The organism is Caldalkalibacillus uzonensis (genome assembly GCF_030814135.1).
Taxonomy (GTDB): Bacteria; Bacillota; Bacilli; order Caldalkalibacillales; family Caldalkalibacillaceae; genus Caldalkalibacillus; species Caldalkalibacillus uzonensis.
On record NZ_JAUSUQ010000002.1, the window covers coordinates 206210 to 222605 of the forward strand.

Annotated in this window: 12 protein-coding genes and 1 pseudogene; 1 reads left to right on the forward strand and 12 read right to left on the reverse strand. The window is 46.2% G+C overall.

Going from position 1 to position 16396, the window contains the following annotated elements:
* Positions 1 to 17: 17 nt before the first annotated feature.
* The 6 genes from J2S00_RS03860 to J2S00_RS03885 all read right to left on the reverse strand — a co-directional run bounded on the left by J2S00_RS03860 (position 18) and on the right by J2S00_RS03885 (position 8338).
* The gene (locus J2S00_RS03860) at positions 18 to 1175 is read right to left on the reverse strand and encodes a purine-cytosine permease family protein (protein WP_307335656.1); all 1158 of its coding nucleotides are present in this window, start codon (positions 1173 to 1175) and stop codon (positions 18 to 20) included.
* Positions 1154 to 2608: an aldehyde dehydrogenase family protein gene (locus J2S00_RS03865; protein WP_307336041.1), complete on the reverse strand. Its 1455-nt coding sequence runs from the start codon at positions 2606 to 2608 to the stop codon at positions 1154 to 1156. Before J2S00_RS03865 ends, J2S00_RS03860 begins: the two co-directional genes overlap by 22 nt.
* A 40-nt stretch (positions 2609 to 2648) precedes the next feature.
* Positions 2649 to 3638, reverse strand: coding sequence for an agmatinase (gene speB, locus J2S00_RS03870; RefSeq protein WP_307335659.1), 990 nt, complete (start codon positions 3636 to 3638; stop codon positions 2649 to 2651).
* A gap of 48 nt (positions 3639 to 3686) precedes the next feature.
* Entirely contained in the window at positions 3687 to 5105 is a 1419-nt protein-coding gene (locus J2S00_RS03875) for a sigma-54 interaction domain-containing protein (protein WP_307335662.1), read from the reverse strand.
* A 411-nt stretch (positions 5106 to 5516) separates the two neighbouring features.
* Positions 5517 to 7184, reverse strand: coding sequence for a thiamine pyrophosphate-binding protein (locus J2S00_RS03880; RefSeq protein ID WP_307335665.1), 1668 nt, complete (start codon positions 7182 to 7184; stop codon positions 5517 to 5519).
* Entirely contained in the window at positions 7181 to 8338 is a 1158-nt protein-coding gene (locus J2S00_RS03885; RefSeq protein ID WP_307335668.1) for an LL-diaminopimelate aminotransferase, read from the reverse strand. The genes J2S00_RS03880 and J2S00_RS03885 overlap by 4 nt, the downstream gene beginning before the upstream one ends.
* Before the next feature lie 289 nt (positions 8339 to 8627).
* On the opposite strand from J2S00_RS03885, the pseudogene J2S00_RS03890 reads away from it, so the two are divergent.
* Positions 8628 to 8798 (forward strand): annotated as a pseudogene (locus J2S00_RS03890) (thiol peroxidase); the annotation flags it as partial.
* 221 nt (positions 8799 to 9019) lie between these two features.
* Here J2S00_RS03890 and J2S00_RS03895 read toward each other — a convergent pair.
* The 6 genes from J2S00_RS03895 to J2S00_RS03920 form a co-directional block, all read right to left on the reverse strand.
* Positions 9020 to 10978 (reverse strand): TRAP transporter permease, encoded by a 1959-nt coding sequence (locus tag J2S00_RS03895; RefSeq protein ID WP_307335671.1) that lies wholly within the window; start codon positions 10976 to 10978, stop codon positions 9020 to 9022.
* A gap of 79 nt (positions 10979 to 11057) precedes the next feature.
* Positions 11058 to 12086, reverse strand: a complete 1029-nt coding sequence (locus J2S00_RS03900; protein ID WP_307335673.1) for a TAXI family TRAP transporter solute-binding subunit — start codon at positions 12084 to 12086, stop codon at positions 11058 to 11060.
* A gap of 33 nt (positions 12087 to 12119) precedes the next feature.
* Entirely contained in the window at positions 12120 to 13187 is a 1068-nt protein-coding gene (locus tag J2S00_RS03905; protein WP_307335675.1) for a DctP family TRAP transporter solute-binding subunit, read from the reverse strand.
* 68 nt (positions 13188 to 13255) lie between these two features.
* Positions 13256 to 13978 (reverse strand): response regulator, encoded by a 723-nt coding sequence (locus J2S00_RS03910; protein WP_307335678.1) that lies wholly within the window; start codon positions 13976 to 13978, stop codon positions 13256 to 13258.
* Complete coding sequence (locus J2S00_RS03915; RefSeq protein WP_307335681.1) at positions 13971 to 15569, reverse strand: ATP-binding protein; 1599 nt, start codon at positions 15567 to 15569, stop codon at positions 13971 to 13973. Before J2S00_RS03915 ends, J2S00_RS03910 begins: the two co-directional genes overlap by 8 nt.
* 32 nt (positions 15570 to 15601) lie before the next feature.
* The gene (locus J2S00_RS03920) at positions 15602 to 16393 is read right to left on the reverse strand and encodes a hypothetical protein (RefSeq protein WP_307335685.1); all 792 of its coding nucleotides are present in this window, start codon (positions 16391 to 16393) and stop codon (positions 15602 to 15604) included.
* Positions 16394 to 16396 lie beyond the last annotated feature (3 nt).

Sequence of the window (16396 nt, forward strand, 5' to 3'; positions counted from 1 at the left end):
TCCCTGTCTATACAATATTAGACATGCTTATCCATAGGTTGATCAAACTGCTTTTCACTTGAATAGCCGAGCTTCATTAATCCCCAATAGGCCAGTCCAGACACAAAGAACGTTAAAATGGTTGAGCCGATATTCAACGGCTGAATATATGTGAAAAATAAAGCAAACAAAGCACCAATCACATATGCAATGTAAGAATAAACATTAAACCCTTTAGTATAACGATAAATTCCTTGTGCGTCCGAAGCAATATCCCTAGCATGATAATTTCCTTTCTTAATAATAAAGAAATCAACCAACACAATGGAAAAAATTGGGATATACATAGTAGCAATAAACAATACAAAATCAAAGAAATGGGTCATTAATAACTCCTTCAACAAAGCACCTAAAACAGTGATAACTCCTAAAAAGATAGCTGGCTTCCAAAATATCATGTTAGGGAAAATGTTTAGAAATGACATATTAGCACTATACAAAGCCATAACATTGGTCGAGACAACGGAGAGAAAGACAACAATTGCGGCAATAAGCCCAAACCCGTGTGCAGCCAACAAAACGGTTGGATCATACGTTTGTTCCAAGCCTTGTAAAATACTAAAACCACCAACAGTGGCACCAAGTCCCATGGCAATGATAGAAGATAACAAATAACCTACATATGTGGCAACCATGGCACGAGTTTCCGAGTTGGCATTACGGGTATAGTCACAAACAGAAGACATCCAAGAAAAGGCAGTAGCAACAACAATATCAAAGGCTATAATGGCTGTGATCTCGGGGTGCTTACTCACTTGCATTTGAATTAACGAATGCACGTCATATGTTGTAAATAATTTATAAAAGACTGAAAATGATAGCATTAACATGGCAATGGATATCAATCGTTGAGTAGTATCAACACCACGAATACCGTAAATGGTAATAAGAACGACCACTACCTGTGTTATGATCGTAAACAGGTTGACGTTGCTGTAACCCGTTAAAGAATTGATGGCATAATTTAAACTCAACCCAGCCATATAGGCTTGAATCCAGCTCCATCCTACTAAGACTACGGTGTTTGCTAACGCAGGTAAAAGCGCCCCTTTTTGGCCGAATGCTGCACGGGTAATCACCATGGTAGGCAGACCTGTTTTGGTACCGACGAATGTTACCTGTTGAATGAATACCAACCTGGTGCCGTCAGGTTTGAATTGGTATTAACGTGTTTATATTCAACATAACAGGCCAGACCATGGGGACCCAGTTCCCTTCCTAATCCACTATGTTTGAAACCTCCCCAAGGCGCTTCCACGTACGGAGTGTGATAACCATTAATCCAAATCGTCCCTGCCTGGAGCTGTTGAGCAATTTTTTTCGCTTTCTTTAGATCTTGGGTCAAAATGCCTGCTGCAAGCCCATAGCGAGTCCCATTCGCCAAACAAACCCCTTCCTCCTCAGTGTTAAAGGCTTGAACAGTACAAACGGGACCAAAAATTTCTTCCTGGACTACTCTCATATTTTGGGACACACCCACAAAAACAGCAGGTCTAAGATAATATCCAGGCAAGTCATTAATGCCTTCCCCACCAGTTAAAAGAGTTGCTCCTTCTTTTCGGCCCCACTCTATAAAGTTTTGTACATGATTGAAATGAGCTTGGCTGATCACAGGTCCCAATTCGGTTTGTTCCTCTAGCGGAGACCCAATGCGAATGGCTTTGGTTTTTTCCACAAATTTTTTAATGAATGAACCAAAGATTTGGTGGTGAACAAGAATACGTGATGCTGCCACACAAACTTGTCCTTGATTAAAAAATGCGCCAAATATGGCCCACTCTACAGCATCATCCACATTAACATCATCGAAGATAAGGAGCGGTGACTTCCCTCCTAATTCCAAAGAAATGCGCTTCAATGATTGTGCGCACTCCGCATAAACTCTTTTTCCTGTTTCTACACCTCCGGTAAAAGAAATTTTTCTTACGAGGGGGTCTTGCACAATAGCCCTGCCTACCTCTTCGCCACCAAGAACAAGGTTAAAAACGCCATTCGGAAGGCCAGATTCATCTAAAAGTTGGGTGAATTTCAAAATACTCAACGGTGTGATTTCGGCGGGCTTAAAAATAACTGTATTCCCAGCAGCCAATGCTGGAGCGATTTTCCATATACCCAATAATAATGGAAAATTCCATGGAACGATCAATCCACAAACTCCAATTGGTTCTTCAGTAATTTTGCTTACAGTGCCATCATCCATTTCTTTCGTCCACACTTGACGTTCCTTAACAAGATTTGCATAATAACGCAAACATTTAATCGAATCCTCAACATCCAAGCGAGATTCTCGTATTGGCTTCCCTGTATTTTCTGTTTCAAGCCGGGCAACTTCCTCTGCATCTCGTTCCAACTTGTTGGCCACATCTTCCAAAATGGCCACTCGACAGGACATATCTCTGGCCCACATGCTGTCATAAAAGGCTGAATGAGCAGATCGGACTGCTTCATTAACCTGTTCACGTGATGCTTCATGTACATGGGTCAATACTTTTTTTGTAGCTGGATTGATCAATGTTCGTCTTGGGCCCAGCCCATGCAGCCATGTCCCATTTATATATAGATCTAACATTTTTTGACTTTCACTACCTTTATCCCTTATTCTTCTCATCTTATATTGCTTTTTGCTTCTGTTTTTGAACCGCAGTATCAGCTTTAAGCCGGCGATTAATGGCCACCAGGGTGATCATTTCATACATCACATTGGCGGCTGCTGCAGCGGTAATTTGGCTGGGATCAAAAGCCGGCAGCACTTCCACACAATCAAAACCGACAATGTTTAAACCTTTCAAGCCCCGGATTAAGTGCAGCCCATCCCGGACAGAAGGCCCTGCCACTTCTGGGGTTCCTGTTCCCGGTGCATACACGGGATCAAAAAAATCAATATCAAAGGTGACGAAAACAGGACGATCCTTCACCCGTTCATGAATAATGTCCACCATCTGCCCGACACCCAGTTCAAACAATTCTTCACTGGAGTACACAGCGAAGCCCAACTCGCGGGCGACCTCCAAATCAGTGGAATCATATAAGGGACCGCGGATCCCGATCTGGATGGAAGCTGAGGGATCAATAATCTCTTCTTCCACAGCACGCTTAAAAGGTGTACCGTGCATATACTTTTCACCGAAATAGCTGTCCCAAGTATCACTGTGGGCATCAAACTGGATCAAAGCCAATGGGCCATACACTTGAGCTGCGGCGCGCAACTCAGCCAAGGTAATGGAATGATCACCTCCCATGGCAATGGGGATAATGCCTCTGTTGAAAATGGGCAGCATCTGCTCCACAATACGCTCATAGGATTGTTTAATGTACCCTGGAGCAACGACAAGGTCTCCGTAATCCACTCCGGAAACAAGATCAAAGATGGCCGTGTTTTGCTCTACGTTAAAGGGCCTGAGCAAGATGGAAAAATCCCGGATGGCCTGCGGACCGAACCGGGCCCCAACCCGAAACGAAGCACCGGTATCAAAGGGAATGCCGGTTACAACAAAATCCATATTATCGTCCAGCTCTTCTTTGTAAGGCAGGCGCATAAAGGTGCGCGGTCCTGTAAAGCGGGGGGATTGGGATGAATCTTTTGGTTCATATAAAGCCATGAACAGTTCCTCCTTTCAGCTCTTAAACATGCAAATTACGTGCCAAAATCATTTCCTTATGCCATACTTTTTTAATTTTCTTACTACAGAAGGCTGGCTTATGCCCAGTACACGGGCCATTTCTACCGTTGTACGGCAGGTTTGGCTGGCCTTTAACAACAGTTGCTTTTCCACTTCTTCCAAAATAGCCGGCAAGGGTTTGTGCTCAGCCAGCATATGCTCAACACCCATGAGAACAGGATCGGTCTGAGGACGCCGGTAATTTTCCGGCAGGTCTTCTAGCTTAATAATAGAGGAAGAGGAGGTTACCACCAGCCGTTCAATCAGATTCTCAAGTTCGCGCACATTACCTTTCCAAGGGTGATCCAACAGTTGTTGGACTACTTTTTCATCCACTTGGCGATAACGGCCGTGCTTACGACTATACTTATCCACAAAAAAACGGATCAAAGCTAAAACATCCTCTGGACGTTCACGCAACGGGGGGATATGAATAGGCACAACATTAAGACGGAAAAAGAGGTCCTGCCGGAACTGTTTTTCTTTCACAGCCTGCTCCAGATCCCGGTTAGTGGCCGCAATCAGGCGAATGTCTACGGAGATTGGCTTACGCCCACCTACTCTGTAAAATTTTTGCTCCTGAATAAATTTAAGCAGCTTTACTTGTAATAAAGATGGAAGCTCTCCCACTTCATCCAGAAACAAGGTTCCACCATGAGCCAGCTCGGCAAAACCGGGTTTCCCTTTACTTTTGGCTCCCGTAAATGCACCTCCTTCATAGCCAAAGAACTCCGCCTCAAACAAAGACTCTGGAATGGCGCTGCAGTTTACTTCAATAAACGGGCCGTCTTTACGCGTACTGTGTTTATGAATCCAACGGGCAATAGCAGATTTGCCCACACCCGACTCCCCTAGCAACAAAACCGTAACATCTACTTCGGCCACTTTCTTCGCTGCTTTTAGCACTTGCATCATGGCTGTGCTTTCCGCCACCAAACCATTTACTCGCAGCGTTTGATCCCTTAACAGGGCCAGCTCACTTTTCACCCTGGCCATTTCTTCTTCCATTTCATCCAGATGTTCCTTAATTTTGATCAGTTCCGTCACATCATAGGAATAGCTGACCACGTAAACAATCTCACCGGTGGGATGAAAGACTGGAATGCCTGTCACAAGCAGCTTCTTGCCGGTGCGGCTGGTTTGCACCAGCGTCACTTTTTCCTTTCTTTTCAACACTTCCGGTGTGATTGCCGGCCTGAACACCCCTTCTTTCTCCAGATCATACACATTGCGGCCAATCAACCGTTCCGAATCGATTCCGTACTGGGCTCCGCATGCTTGACTCACTTTTACGATTTTGCCAGTCGTATCTGTCACCAATAAATCTTCCTGCAATGAATGCAAAATAGCTTCTTCCATATTCCACTTCTCCAGTCCCCTATCCTTAAACTCCTCTTTCAGCTCCATGGGCCGCCCCCCTTTTATTCAAAATTGAATAAGATTAATCTCTGGAGTGTTATTAGACTTATTTTAGCATTTATAACACTTTTTATTCATTATTAAATAATTATTTATTTCTGAATAAAATTAATAACAGTATTTTTCATTTAAATACAAACCATGATAACAGTATTAATAGATACAAAAAACTGTCCCGTCACATATGCAGAGGGACAGTTCCTTTTTGGCTTGTAAGGTCTTTCAACACATCTAGGCAGGTTGGATTTGTATTTGAGTTTTCATTGCCAAGTAAAGGATCATCGCTTGCTCAAAATGGCTTGGGCCAAGTGTAGTGAGCGCTTTAATTTTTTCTATTTCCAGAGGGGCGGAATGAAAGGTATTAAGTCGGTTCAAATCTGTCGAACCGATAAACCACACTCATGGGGCCACTTTCTGACGGAGATCAGCGATAGTCAAGTTAACTGAGATTTGCTCGGGATCGGTACGGATATCGACAACGGACGGATAATCCGAAGCTAAAGCTTCTAGCAAACTCTGTTCAAATTCCTCAAGCGTCGTCACAGTAAAACCTTTTGCACCAAGCGCCATCCCCAGTTCTGCAAAATTGATCATGTTTAATGAAGTCCCTATCACCCGTTTGGGATAGTGTAATTCTTGATGCATGCGGATAGTCCCATACATGCCGTTGTTAAAGACTAAACTGATGACCGGAATGTGATAACGCACCGCTGTTTCCAATTCCTGCACCGTCATCATCATCCCGCCATCCCCTGATAATGAGACCACTGTTCGGTTGGGGTGAGCGAGCTTGGCGCCAATGGCTGCTGGCAAGCCGTAGCCCATTGCGCCGGATGTGGGGCCAATATATGTTTTTTTCCTTTTAAATTGATAAAAACGATGCAACCATCCGGCAAAGTTACCCGCATCATTGGTCAGAATCGCATCAGGGGGCAGATGAGTTTGCAGCACTTCCATTATGCGCTCATTGGTCAACGTCCCCTGTGGTGAAGAGGAAGGGAAAGCTGCAACTTGCTCGTAACCGGTTCTCAGTCGGCGTGCCCAATCACTGTAATCATTGAGCACCTCCAATTCAAGGAAGGCATTTAACGCTTCCCTAGCATCAGCCGCAATCCCCAAATCAGGGGGATATACCTTGCCCAGTGTCTCTGCCGATATGTCCACATGAATCAACAACTGCTCTGCTGAGATCAGGGTATAATCCTGGGTGGTCACCTCCGACAGCCTGGTGCCCACGGCGATGATCAGATCCGCTTCTTTCACCCTTTGCAAGATGACCGTTGGTGTACCCAGCCCCAGATGCCCTGCATACAATTCATGTTGGTTGGGAAACACATCATGACGTCTAAAAGCAGCCATCACAGGAATGTGCTGCTTTTCGGCGAAATGTTGTAAAGCCTCCTCTGCATTGGCACGAATCACGCCTCCACCGGCAATGATCAGCGGCTTTTTGGCGTCCGCCAACATCCTGCCCACTTGTTCAACTTCCACAGCGGAAGGAGCCGGGCGAGGGCAAGTGACCCTCGGAAAAGTTGCTAGCTGGATTTCTGCCATTAGGATATTTTCCGGGAGTGAGACCACTACCGGCCCTGGCCTGCCTGTTTGTGCAACACGAAAGGCCCGGCCCACGAGCTCTGGTACACGCTTAGGATCCGTAATTTCCACCGTCCATTTGGCAATATGCTTGAAAAACTGGTCTAAATCCACTTCCTGAAATCCTTCTCTGCCTCGGAAGCGGCTGTCTACCTGTCCGAGAAAAACAACAAGTGGCGTGGAATCCTGGAAAGCCGTATGGACACCAATGGCCAGATTGGATCCGCCTACACCCCGGGTGGCCATCACCACCCCCGGTTTGCCGGACGCTTTGGCCCATCCTTCAGCCATAAATGAGGCCCCTCCCTCATGGCGGGCCGCAATCAGCTCTATAGCTTCCTCATCATAGATGGCATCCAAAACAGGCAAATAGCTTTCTCCCGGAACACAAAACACTTTAACAATCCCTTCATTTTTGATCATCTTGACAATCGCTTGCGCTGCTGTTATTCTATGTTGGGTCTTTGATTTCACTGGTTTACATCCTCCTTTCCTAATTGCTTAATGCGCTGGGCAGCTTCACGTAACCGGTCTGTGGGTACAGAGAGCGAGAGGCGGAAGAATCCTTCCCCCCGTGGCCCAAAAGCATTTCCCGGCGTGACGACGACACCTGCTTCTTCCAGTAATCTTGTCGCAAATTCTGTTGACGTGAATCCTTCAGGCACCTGGGCCCAAATAAAAAATGTGGCTTGTGGTTTGACCGCTTGAATACTAACCTCCTTTAATGCGGTTAACATTTCTTCCATACGCCTCTCATAGATAGCGTTATTTTCCTTAACCACGGAACGGTCACTTCTAAGAGCGAGCGCAGCCGCTTTTTGAATGGGGATAAACTGGCTTGTGTCCGTATTGCTTTTAATTACCGCCAGAGCTTGAATCATGTCTTTGTTGCCGACGACATAGCCAATGCGCCAACCCGTCATATTAAAACTTTTGGACAACGAGCCAAATTCAACAGCAACCTCTTTGGCCCCTTCAGCCTGCATGATGCTCGGTGCCCGATAGCCAGCAAAAGTGACCAATGAATAAGCGCTGTCATGGGCAATGGCCACTTGCTGCTCCGTGGCAAAGTTGACCGCTTCTCTGAACACGTCCAATCCAGCCACAGCAGCTGTAGGATTGCTGGGATAGTTAAGAAACATTAGTTTGGCTCTGTGCAGCTTCTCTTTGTCAAGCATCCAAAATTGGGGCCGGTAACCGTTTGCGTGATCTAAAGGCAATGACAGACATTGTCCGCCTGCCAGATAAGCGGCCGTGCGATACACCGGGTAGCCCGGATCCGGAACGAGCACTACATCTCCCGGATCAATCACAGCCGGCAAGAGATGGGCGATCCCCTCCTTGGAACCAATTAAAGCAAGCACTTCCGTTTCAGGATCAAGCATCACCCCGTACTCCTCTTCATAGAAGGCTGCGACAGCCTCGCGGAACTCAGGCAAACCTTTATAAGGCGAATACTTAAAGTTTTGAGCGTCGGTCAATTCCTTCTTTAATTTATCGATGACAAATGCAGGCGTAGGCAGATCTGGGGCCCCAATGCCTAGATCAATCACATCAACGCCCTGCCTGAGTAAGCGCTCTTTTTTCTCTTGAAAAACGGAAAACAGATACGGCGGTAACTGACGCACTCTTTGCGAAACCACCTTGCGCAAATGCCTCTTCCTTCCCGTTTTATTATTTAAAATAATATTCTAATAGCTAATGTAATTTAGATTATATAGCATTAGCAGGTTAATTTTAACTATATTCAATATAATAATTTTTTATACAAATCACGCAGGTTCTCGTTTCATTTAGGAAATCAACCAAACAATTAAACGTGGCTCTTGTTATTATTATTCTCCAAGCAAATAAGTTGTTCTCTTGGCAAGAGTGTGATAATTTAAACAAAAGACTAGAAGGTAAGGAGGATGCCAGATGGCAGAAGTGACTTTTAAAGGCCAACCGGTCACGTTGTTGGGCAACCAAGTGAAAGTGGGGGATCAAGCACCCGATTTTACCGTACTAGATAATAATCTTAATGAAGTGACACTTGCTGACTCACAGGGCCTGATTATGTGCAAGCCCTGCAAGCCGTGCGGAGTTTGTTGTAGATAACCGTGTGCTGAAAAATGATTAGTAGAATAGAGAATTGAAATTTTCTGGCGACCGCAAGGTCGCCGCATTTCTTTCAGCTCCCCGATCACTGTAGCCATCAACATCCATCCACACTGAAAGGCGGGGATCTATGCCCCGCCTTGTCAAGTGAAAGGAGACTATCTTCCATACTTTAAAGTCCACAAGGTATCTTTTTTTGAATAGGCAGGTTTTCAAACGGCACCCTGCTGTTTAGGTGTGTGAATAGAACGCTGAAAGAGAATGACAATCACCACCAAAGCAATGGCAATTAGGTCCAGTTTCACATTGGCCGTGATCAAGAGCAATGAAGCGGCAAATAACAACAGGCGTCCATACCAAGCCACGTTGCCGCCAAAGAACCAGGCTTGAACAGCGGCAGACAGGAGATAAACCCCTGCTGTAGCTGTCAGGGCAATAAAGAGTGTCTCCACCCACGACTCACTTTGCAAGAGCAGTTGAGGGCTGTAGAAGAACATAAACGGTACAATAAACGCAGCCAGTCCCAGTTTAAAGGCTTGAACGCCCGTTTTAAAGGGATCCGTTCCCGAGATGCCTGCTGCCGCATAGGCTGCCAATGCAACTGGGGGTGTGATTGCCGATATGACAGCGTAGTAAAAGACAAACATATGGGCAAACAACGGATCGATTCCAATGCGAATCAAGCCTGGTGCGACCACAGAGGCAGCCACCGCATAAGCAGCTGTGGTGGGCATGCCCATACCCAGCAGAATAGAAATACCCATGGCAAAGATTAACGCCAGGAAAATATTATTATCGGCAATAGACAACAGCACTGAACTGAAACGCAAGCCCACACCGGTTAGTGCGATCACTCCGACAATAACACCGGCACAAGCAACAACGGCAATCAATTGAATGGCATTTTTCATGCCCAATTCAAGTGCATGCAACACCTTTTTCAGTCCCATACGGGTCGAAGGATGCAACCAACTGACCACAAAACAGGACAGAATGCCAACGGAGCCTGACAAAATAACGGAATAACCCTTGACCAGCATATAGATGAGAATAAGTACCGGGGCAAAAAGATACGCTTTCTTGGCTATCTCCTTTATTTTGGGCAGCTGATGGCGGGGCAAGCCAGTCATGCCCTGCTTCCGTGCTTCGAAATCTACCATAAAGTAAACAGAGATGAAGTAAAGCAGAGCCGGTATGGTAGCAGCCAGAATGACTTCCGAATAGCGGATGCCAAGGATCTCTGCCATCAAGAATGCACCGGCGCCCATAATTGGGGGCAAGAGCTGCCCTCCCGCTGATGCCGTTGCCTCCGTGGCTGCGGCAAACTTGGGTTGGTAACCCACCCGTTTCATCAAAGGGATGGTGAGTGACCCCGTCGCAACAGCATTACCAGCGGAGGTACCGTTCATCATGCCCATTAAACCAGAAGAGAACACGGCCACTTTGGCCGGCCCACCACGCAATCCTCCGGCAACGGCAAAGGCCACATCCATGAAGTAATTGCCAACACGGGACATTTGCAAAAATGCACCAAAAATAATGAATAAGACAATATATTTGGAAGAGACGTCCAATGTTACGCCAAATACACCGTCGAGGCCATAGACATAGGTGACAAAACGGTCAAAGCGATAACCCGAATGATTGAGAATGCCAGGTAACCAAGGACCGATCAACACATATAAGACAAAGAGGCCAGCTAAGAGGGGCAACATCCAGCCACTGGTCCGCCGTGTCAACTCAAACACCAGTAACAGACCAGTTAAAGCAACAATAAAATCCATCGTTGTCGGTGCTACCCCGAACCTGAACAAAATTTGATTTAAATTGGCAAAAATATAGTAACCAACAAAGATCGTGGCCAGAATCAACACCCAGTCCACCGGATGCACTTTATTTTTTGCTCCCCGCCATCCGGGAAACAGCAAGAAACCTAATACCGCTCCAAACACCAGGTGAGTGCTGCGGAATACCCATGGATCAATGGGATGAAAGTTTAAAATATAAAGATGAAATAAAGCCCCGGCGACAGCAATGGTAAGGAAAAGGTAACGCACCCAGCCCGTAAGCTGCCTCCCGTTAGACGGTCCTTCTGTTTCTTCCACTTGGTCCGTGTTGATTTTGCCCTGCCCATCCAGAAGCTCATCATGTGGTTGCTTCTTGTTATCCATCTGTCACACCTCTTCATTAGTCTTTCAACGCATGGTTTAGTAAATAACCTACCCCGCAGCAGGGTAGGTTGTATTTTTGTTACTCATTCCATTCAGGTGGATAAACCGACTCTGGCAAGTCAATGCCAATTTCTTCGTAGTAGCGGATGGCACCCACATGAAGGGGCACCTCAGTGTTCAACAAAATCGCTTCTTCTACCGCTTCTTGGGCTGCAGAGTGCGTTTGCGCCAATTGTTCTATATTCTCATGATAGGCCTTAACAAAATCATAGATAAAATCGGCATTCATCTCTTTGTGGGCAATACCAAAATTATACATGGCAATTGTCTCAACATCCTGGTCTAAGCTGTCATAAGTATCTGCAGGAATGCTATATTCATAGAAGTAAGGAAATGCCTCAATCACAAGGTCACGTTTTTCTCCATCAATTCCAAAAATGGTGATATCTCTCTGGGCTTCAATCTCAGTTACAGCTGCAATAGGGATACCCGCAGCAAAACCGATAATATCCAATTGACCGTCAAGCATTTGGGAAGCCATATCGTTGGCACCAGCCTGTACATTCTGGGTATCCAGTCCCAGCAAGTCATGGATCATTGGCAAGTATGTACCGGAAGTTCCTCCAGCAGGTCCTACACCCACGCGCTGTCCCTTAATATCATCCAATTGTTCCACACCTGCATCAGCCAATGCCCACCAATGGAACGGTGTGGAGTACATCGGGAAGATGATGCGAACGTCTTCATGTTGCTGTCCGCCTGTCCATTCTCCAGTTCCGGTATACCCTTCATAGGCAGGTCCTAAGGTCACTAAGCCTATTTCCTGGTCTTTAGCTTGGACCAGCTGCATGTTGTGTACCGGACCACCGGTCACTTCCACATTGGCTGTCACACCCAAATGCTCTTCAAGTAAAGTAGCCAGGCCGCCACCGTAAATAAAATAGGTTCCCCCTTGAGAGGCTGTCCCAATAATGACCGAAGAAGGATAGTCCTTTTCTTGTATTTCACCTTCTTGGGCCCCCTCATCAGGGTTCGTATCCGCACCACAGGCTGCTAAGACAATAAACACAAGTCCCATGATGCCAACAAACCACCATTTCTTGTACATTCTTTTTTCCCCCTTTTACTTCTCTAAACATTTTTATTGATCCGCGTTTTTGAAACGCGGGAGTGAAACCACATATTGTTTTCCATACTTGTCTTCATAGTACTGGTAGACAGGCTGCAGATGTTGCCGCCAAAGTTCTCTGTCTTCTTCATCCAAATAGGTGATCTGAATACATTGACACGCTTCGATTTCCTGCAGATTCTGCTCATTCATTTCTTTGGCCACCTGATGCTGCCATTCAGTGACCTCTTCCAGCGTTGTCAGGATCACATCTTGGACCTCTTCAGGCAACCCCTCCCAGAACGCACGGTTAATCAACACAAGATAACCAAGATAGCCATGGTTGCTAATCGTGATATAGTTCTGTAAATAATGGAGATTGCGGCTTATAATATTTGACAAAGTGTTTTCCTGACCATCAATGTGTTCATGCTCCAGCAATTGAAACACTTCATTAAAAGCATAATTTTCAGCCTCCGCACCTATCTGGCGAAACTGTTGGTAAAGCACCTCGCTGGGCATGATGCGAAAGCGCAACCCGGCCATATCTTCAGGTGCCTGAATAGGACGCTGGCTGTTAGTGATGTGCTTAAAACCGTTATCCCAAACAGCTAGTGTCTTTATTCCCTTCGCTTCTAATCGGGCAAAAAGCTCTTGTCCAACAGGGCCTTGAACATAGTCAAATACCTCCTCCACCTGGTCAAAGGCGAAAGGAAGATCAAGCACTTGCCATTCGGGAACCAGTTCACTCAGTTTTGAGATGGCCGGCGCAATGATTTGCACATCTCCTTGGAGCAGTGCATCGATCTCTTCTCCATCCTTATACAAATAACTATTGGAAAAGACCTGCACCTCTACATACCCGCCAGTGCGTTCCTTAATCAGTTCAGCAAAACGTCTGGCCGCTAGTCCCTTGGGTGTTTCTTCCCCCACCACATGGGAAAAACGAATAACCAAGCGTTCTTCTTCACTTAACTGTTCATGATCCTCAGGATACTGCTCACTGGCACAAGCATCCAGTATCAAAATGAGGCAGATAAGCACACAGACCGTAAGCGTCCGTTTACGAACATTCAGCCGGGATTGTAACAGATTTGTCATAATATCACGCTTTCTTGTTGAGTATTATAACGCTTACATGTCGGAAAACAATAAATTGTTCATATTGGTTATTTTGGCCTTTTTGATCTTTCGGTGGCTGGCTGTTTTTTAAAAGTGTAGTAATGACTGGGACGTCCAATATTGCCATAATGGATGTGCACCTCAGCTTGTCCTTCCTGTACCAGGAAATCAAGGTAGCGGCGCACTGTTACTCTGGCCATCCCTAATTGATTACCTATATCGGTGGCTTTGACAGGAACATTTTGTTTCTCTAAAACAGACACAATTTGTTTCAATGTCACTTCACTTAATCCTTTAGGGATTTCCTCCAGTCCGGTGGCCGTCATTTCCCCTTTTGTGGGTTGAGCCGGTTTCAAAGCGTCAATCTCTTCTTGACTCAGGTCTGTGACTTGATTTAGTTTAAGCCACATGTTGCGGTAAGTCTCAAGCGCTGCCTTGAACCGTTCAAAGCGGAACGGCTTGACTAAATAGTCGATAACCCCATAGCGGAACATCTCTTTCACAGTAGAGACATCTCTGGCAGCTGTAATCATAATCACATCGGCAGCAAGATTTTCCTGGCGCATCCAGGTTAAAACCTCTTTCCCGGGAAGGTCAGGCAAATAGTAGTCCAACAGAACCAGATCCACACTGAGATGTTTCAACCTATCCATCGCTTCTTCCCCTGTGGTGGCACTATCAACCAGCCTGAAGTTCTCCACTCTTTCCAAAAACCCCTTATTCACTTCCAATACCATAGGATCATCTTCTACAATAAAAACCTTAATCATGCCACTCACCTTCTGTCCGCTTAATCTCAACCTTGACCGCTGTCCCCTCTCCCACTTGGGTATCAACAGTGATGCTGCCCTGGTGTGCATCAACAATTTGTTTGACTAAGGCCAAGCCTATCCCTCGGCCCGTCGCTGCCTTGGTGCTGTATCCGTACTCAAACATGGACTGCTGCTCTGCCTCAGACATCCCTTTTCCTGTATCGCTAACCTCAACCACTAGCTGCTCTCGGTCTCCACTAACCTGGCACCATACTCTCTTTTCCCCCTCGCGTCCCGCACAGGATTCAATGGCATTATCCAGCAGGTTGCCTAAAATGGTGATCACCTCTCCTGCCTTTAATCCTCGGACAAGTTCTTTTAAATGGCTGGCCGGGTCAAGTTCAAAGGTGACACCGGCTTCCCTGGCCTTGGAACGTTTGCCCAGCAACAGGCCTGAAATGGCGTAGTTGCTGATATGATTTCGAATCAAACGGGCAAGATGTTCCTCATCTTCCGTTTCATCTAAGATGATATTGAGCGCTTCCTCCGTACGTCCCAGCTGAATCAGGCCGGCTATGCTGTGCAAACGGTTCATATACTCATGATTTTGGGCACGCAGGTCATCCACCAGGGATTTGATGCCTGTCAATTCTTCAGCCAGGCGATGGGCTTCAGTATGATCAGTCATGGTCAGCACCGCTCCGGCAAATTGATCTCGCACATAGATAGGGTGCAAAGAGACGAGATACATTGTCCCCTGCACCATCGCCGGCTTATGAATAAAAGAGCGGTTCAAGTGATCCAAAGTCCCCAGCCAGTTATGCCGAAACAATTCCCTTAGCTGGCCCGTAGACGTCTGCTCTGGCACACCCGTATACTCCTTGGCTAGTTTGTTCATAAACTGTATTTGCCCTGTCTCATCAGTAGCAATGATGCCCATATCCATCGCCTGCATCACCGCAGAACGCTCCTCAAATAACTTGGCAATTTCATACGGTTCCAGGTTATAGGTTTGCTTTTTGATATTGTGGGCAAGTAAAAAAGAGCCGGCCAGTCCGATAAGCAGCCCCCAAACCAGCGACCACAGTAAGTCTCCTTGATACTGTTTGAGCAACGACTGAAAGGTTGGGGTTAAAATACCGACCACGGCAACCCCAACCTGGCGAATGCCTTCCTCATCCATAATAGGCACAAAGGCGCGTATGGCATAACCCTGTACCCCTTGTGCCTTGGATGTATATTCATGTTCAGACAGTGCCGCCCGTTCATCTCCGCCCTCAAAGACAGTACCGATCAAACTTTCTGAGGGGTGGGAATAACGGATGCGGTTCATATCGATGATCACGATGTAGTTTACATTGGTGGCCAGCCTGACCCGCTCGGCAATGGGCTGGATGATCTCTTCGCCCCCCGGCTGCCCCACGTTGTCCCTGATATCAGGAAGTTGGGCCACCGTCCGGGCGATGGCAATGGCACGTTGTCCCAGTTCCTTTTCAAAAGCAGAAGAAACACTGAATAACATAAACAATCCGCTGGCCAGTACGGAGAATAAAACAAGCGAAAATGACAAAATCAACATTTTGGTCCGCAGTGAAATGTTCTTTTCCATATAACACCACATCCATCAGATACTGGAACCAGCTAAGGATTGCGCACCATAGACTCCCATTCAGCATACAGCCTCTGGTAATAGCGTAAGTTCTCAGGATCCTTGGCCCTGTCTTTCAAACGTTGTTCATGTTTAAGAGCATTCTTTCTCATCCGCTTCAAAATACGTTTCACCTTTTTCAGGTGCTTTTTCCACTGTTTATCAGGCTTATGCTCCTTCAAGCAAACGGCAAATTGATCAGAGAGAGGGATCGATTGATACTGAACATAATATTGTTTAAACAGGGTATGTTCAAACTGGGTGATGATCCGTTCCACTTCCTGATCGATTTCAGGATCAATAAACTGCTGTTCCCGCTTTTTTTTGCCCAGATCAATGGCTTCCAGATCAAGCTGATAGATTTGATCCTGACAATCAAGAACCTGACGAACGGCTGCCTGGGCTTGATCGATCATCTCTCTCAAGCTATGATCCTCCGGTTGGAACATTTCCAGGGCCTCAAAGTGCTCGATCACGCCATTAAACTTACACATATCCTGTTCGACCACGTCTCCCCATTCTCCCTGAAACCGTTTAAACAACAGATTATACCTGTTAAAAGCCCGGTTAATCCGTACCGCATCCTCACGGTGGATGGCCCTGCCTTCATCATCAATGACCAAAAATCCGCTGACATGGGCTGCCCCCTTTCTGCGGGGAAAAAAATAGGCCGTTCGGAAAGCTTTGCCCTTTTCCTTATACTCATAGCTGAAGAAGCGGTACTCCTCATTCTCTTGCCTATATTGATCCACTGTGGGATGGTTAGCATCTTTGAGCATGCTCACTGT

What these genes read in the sequence shown, in the direction of transcription:
- J2S00_RS03895 (WP_307335671.1), bottom strand. Translation starts at nt 10,978, where the DNA reads ATGGATAACAAGAAGCAACCACATGATGAGCTTCTGGATGGGCAGGGC.
- J2S00_RS03865 (WP_307336041.1), bottom strand. Translation starts at nt 2,608, where the DNA reads ATGTTAGATCTATATATAAATGGGACATGGCTGCATGGGCTGGGCCCA.
- J2S00_RS03900 (WP_307335673.1), bottom strand. Translation starts at nt 12,086, where the DNA reads ATGTACAAGAAATGGTGGTTTGTTGGCATCATGGGACTTGTGTTTATT.
- J2S00_RS03910 (WP_307335678.1), bottom strand. Translation starts at nt 13,978, where the DNA reads ATGATTAAGGTTTTTATTGTAGAAGATGATCCTATGGTATTGGAAGTG.
- speB (WP_307335659.1), bottom strand. Translation starts at nt 3,638, where the DNA reads ATGGCTTTATATGAACCAAAAGATTCATCCCAATCCCCCCGCTTTACA.
- J2S00_RS03875 (WP_307335662.1), bottom strand. Translation starts at nt 5,105, where the DNA reads ATGGAGCTGAAAGAGGAGTTTAAGGATAGGGGACTGGAGAAGTGGAAT.
- J2S00_RS03905 (WP_307335675.1), bottom strand. Translation starts at nt 13,187, where the DNA reads ATGACAAATCTGTTACAATCCCGGCTGAATGTTCGTAAACGGACGCTT.
- J2S00_RS03915 (WP_307335681.1), bottom strand. Translation starts at nt 15,569, where the DNA reads ATGGAAAAGAACATTTCACTGCGGACCAAAATGTTGATTTTGTCATTT.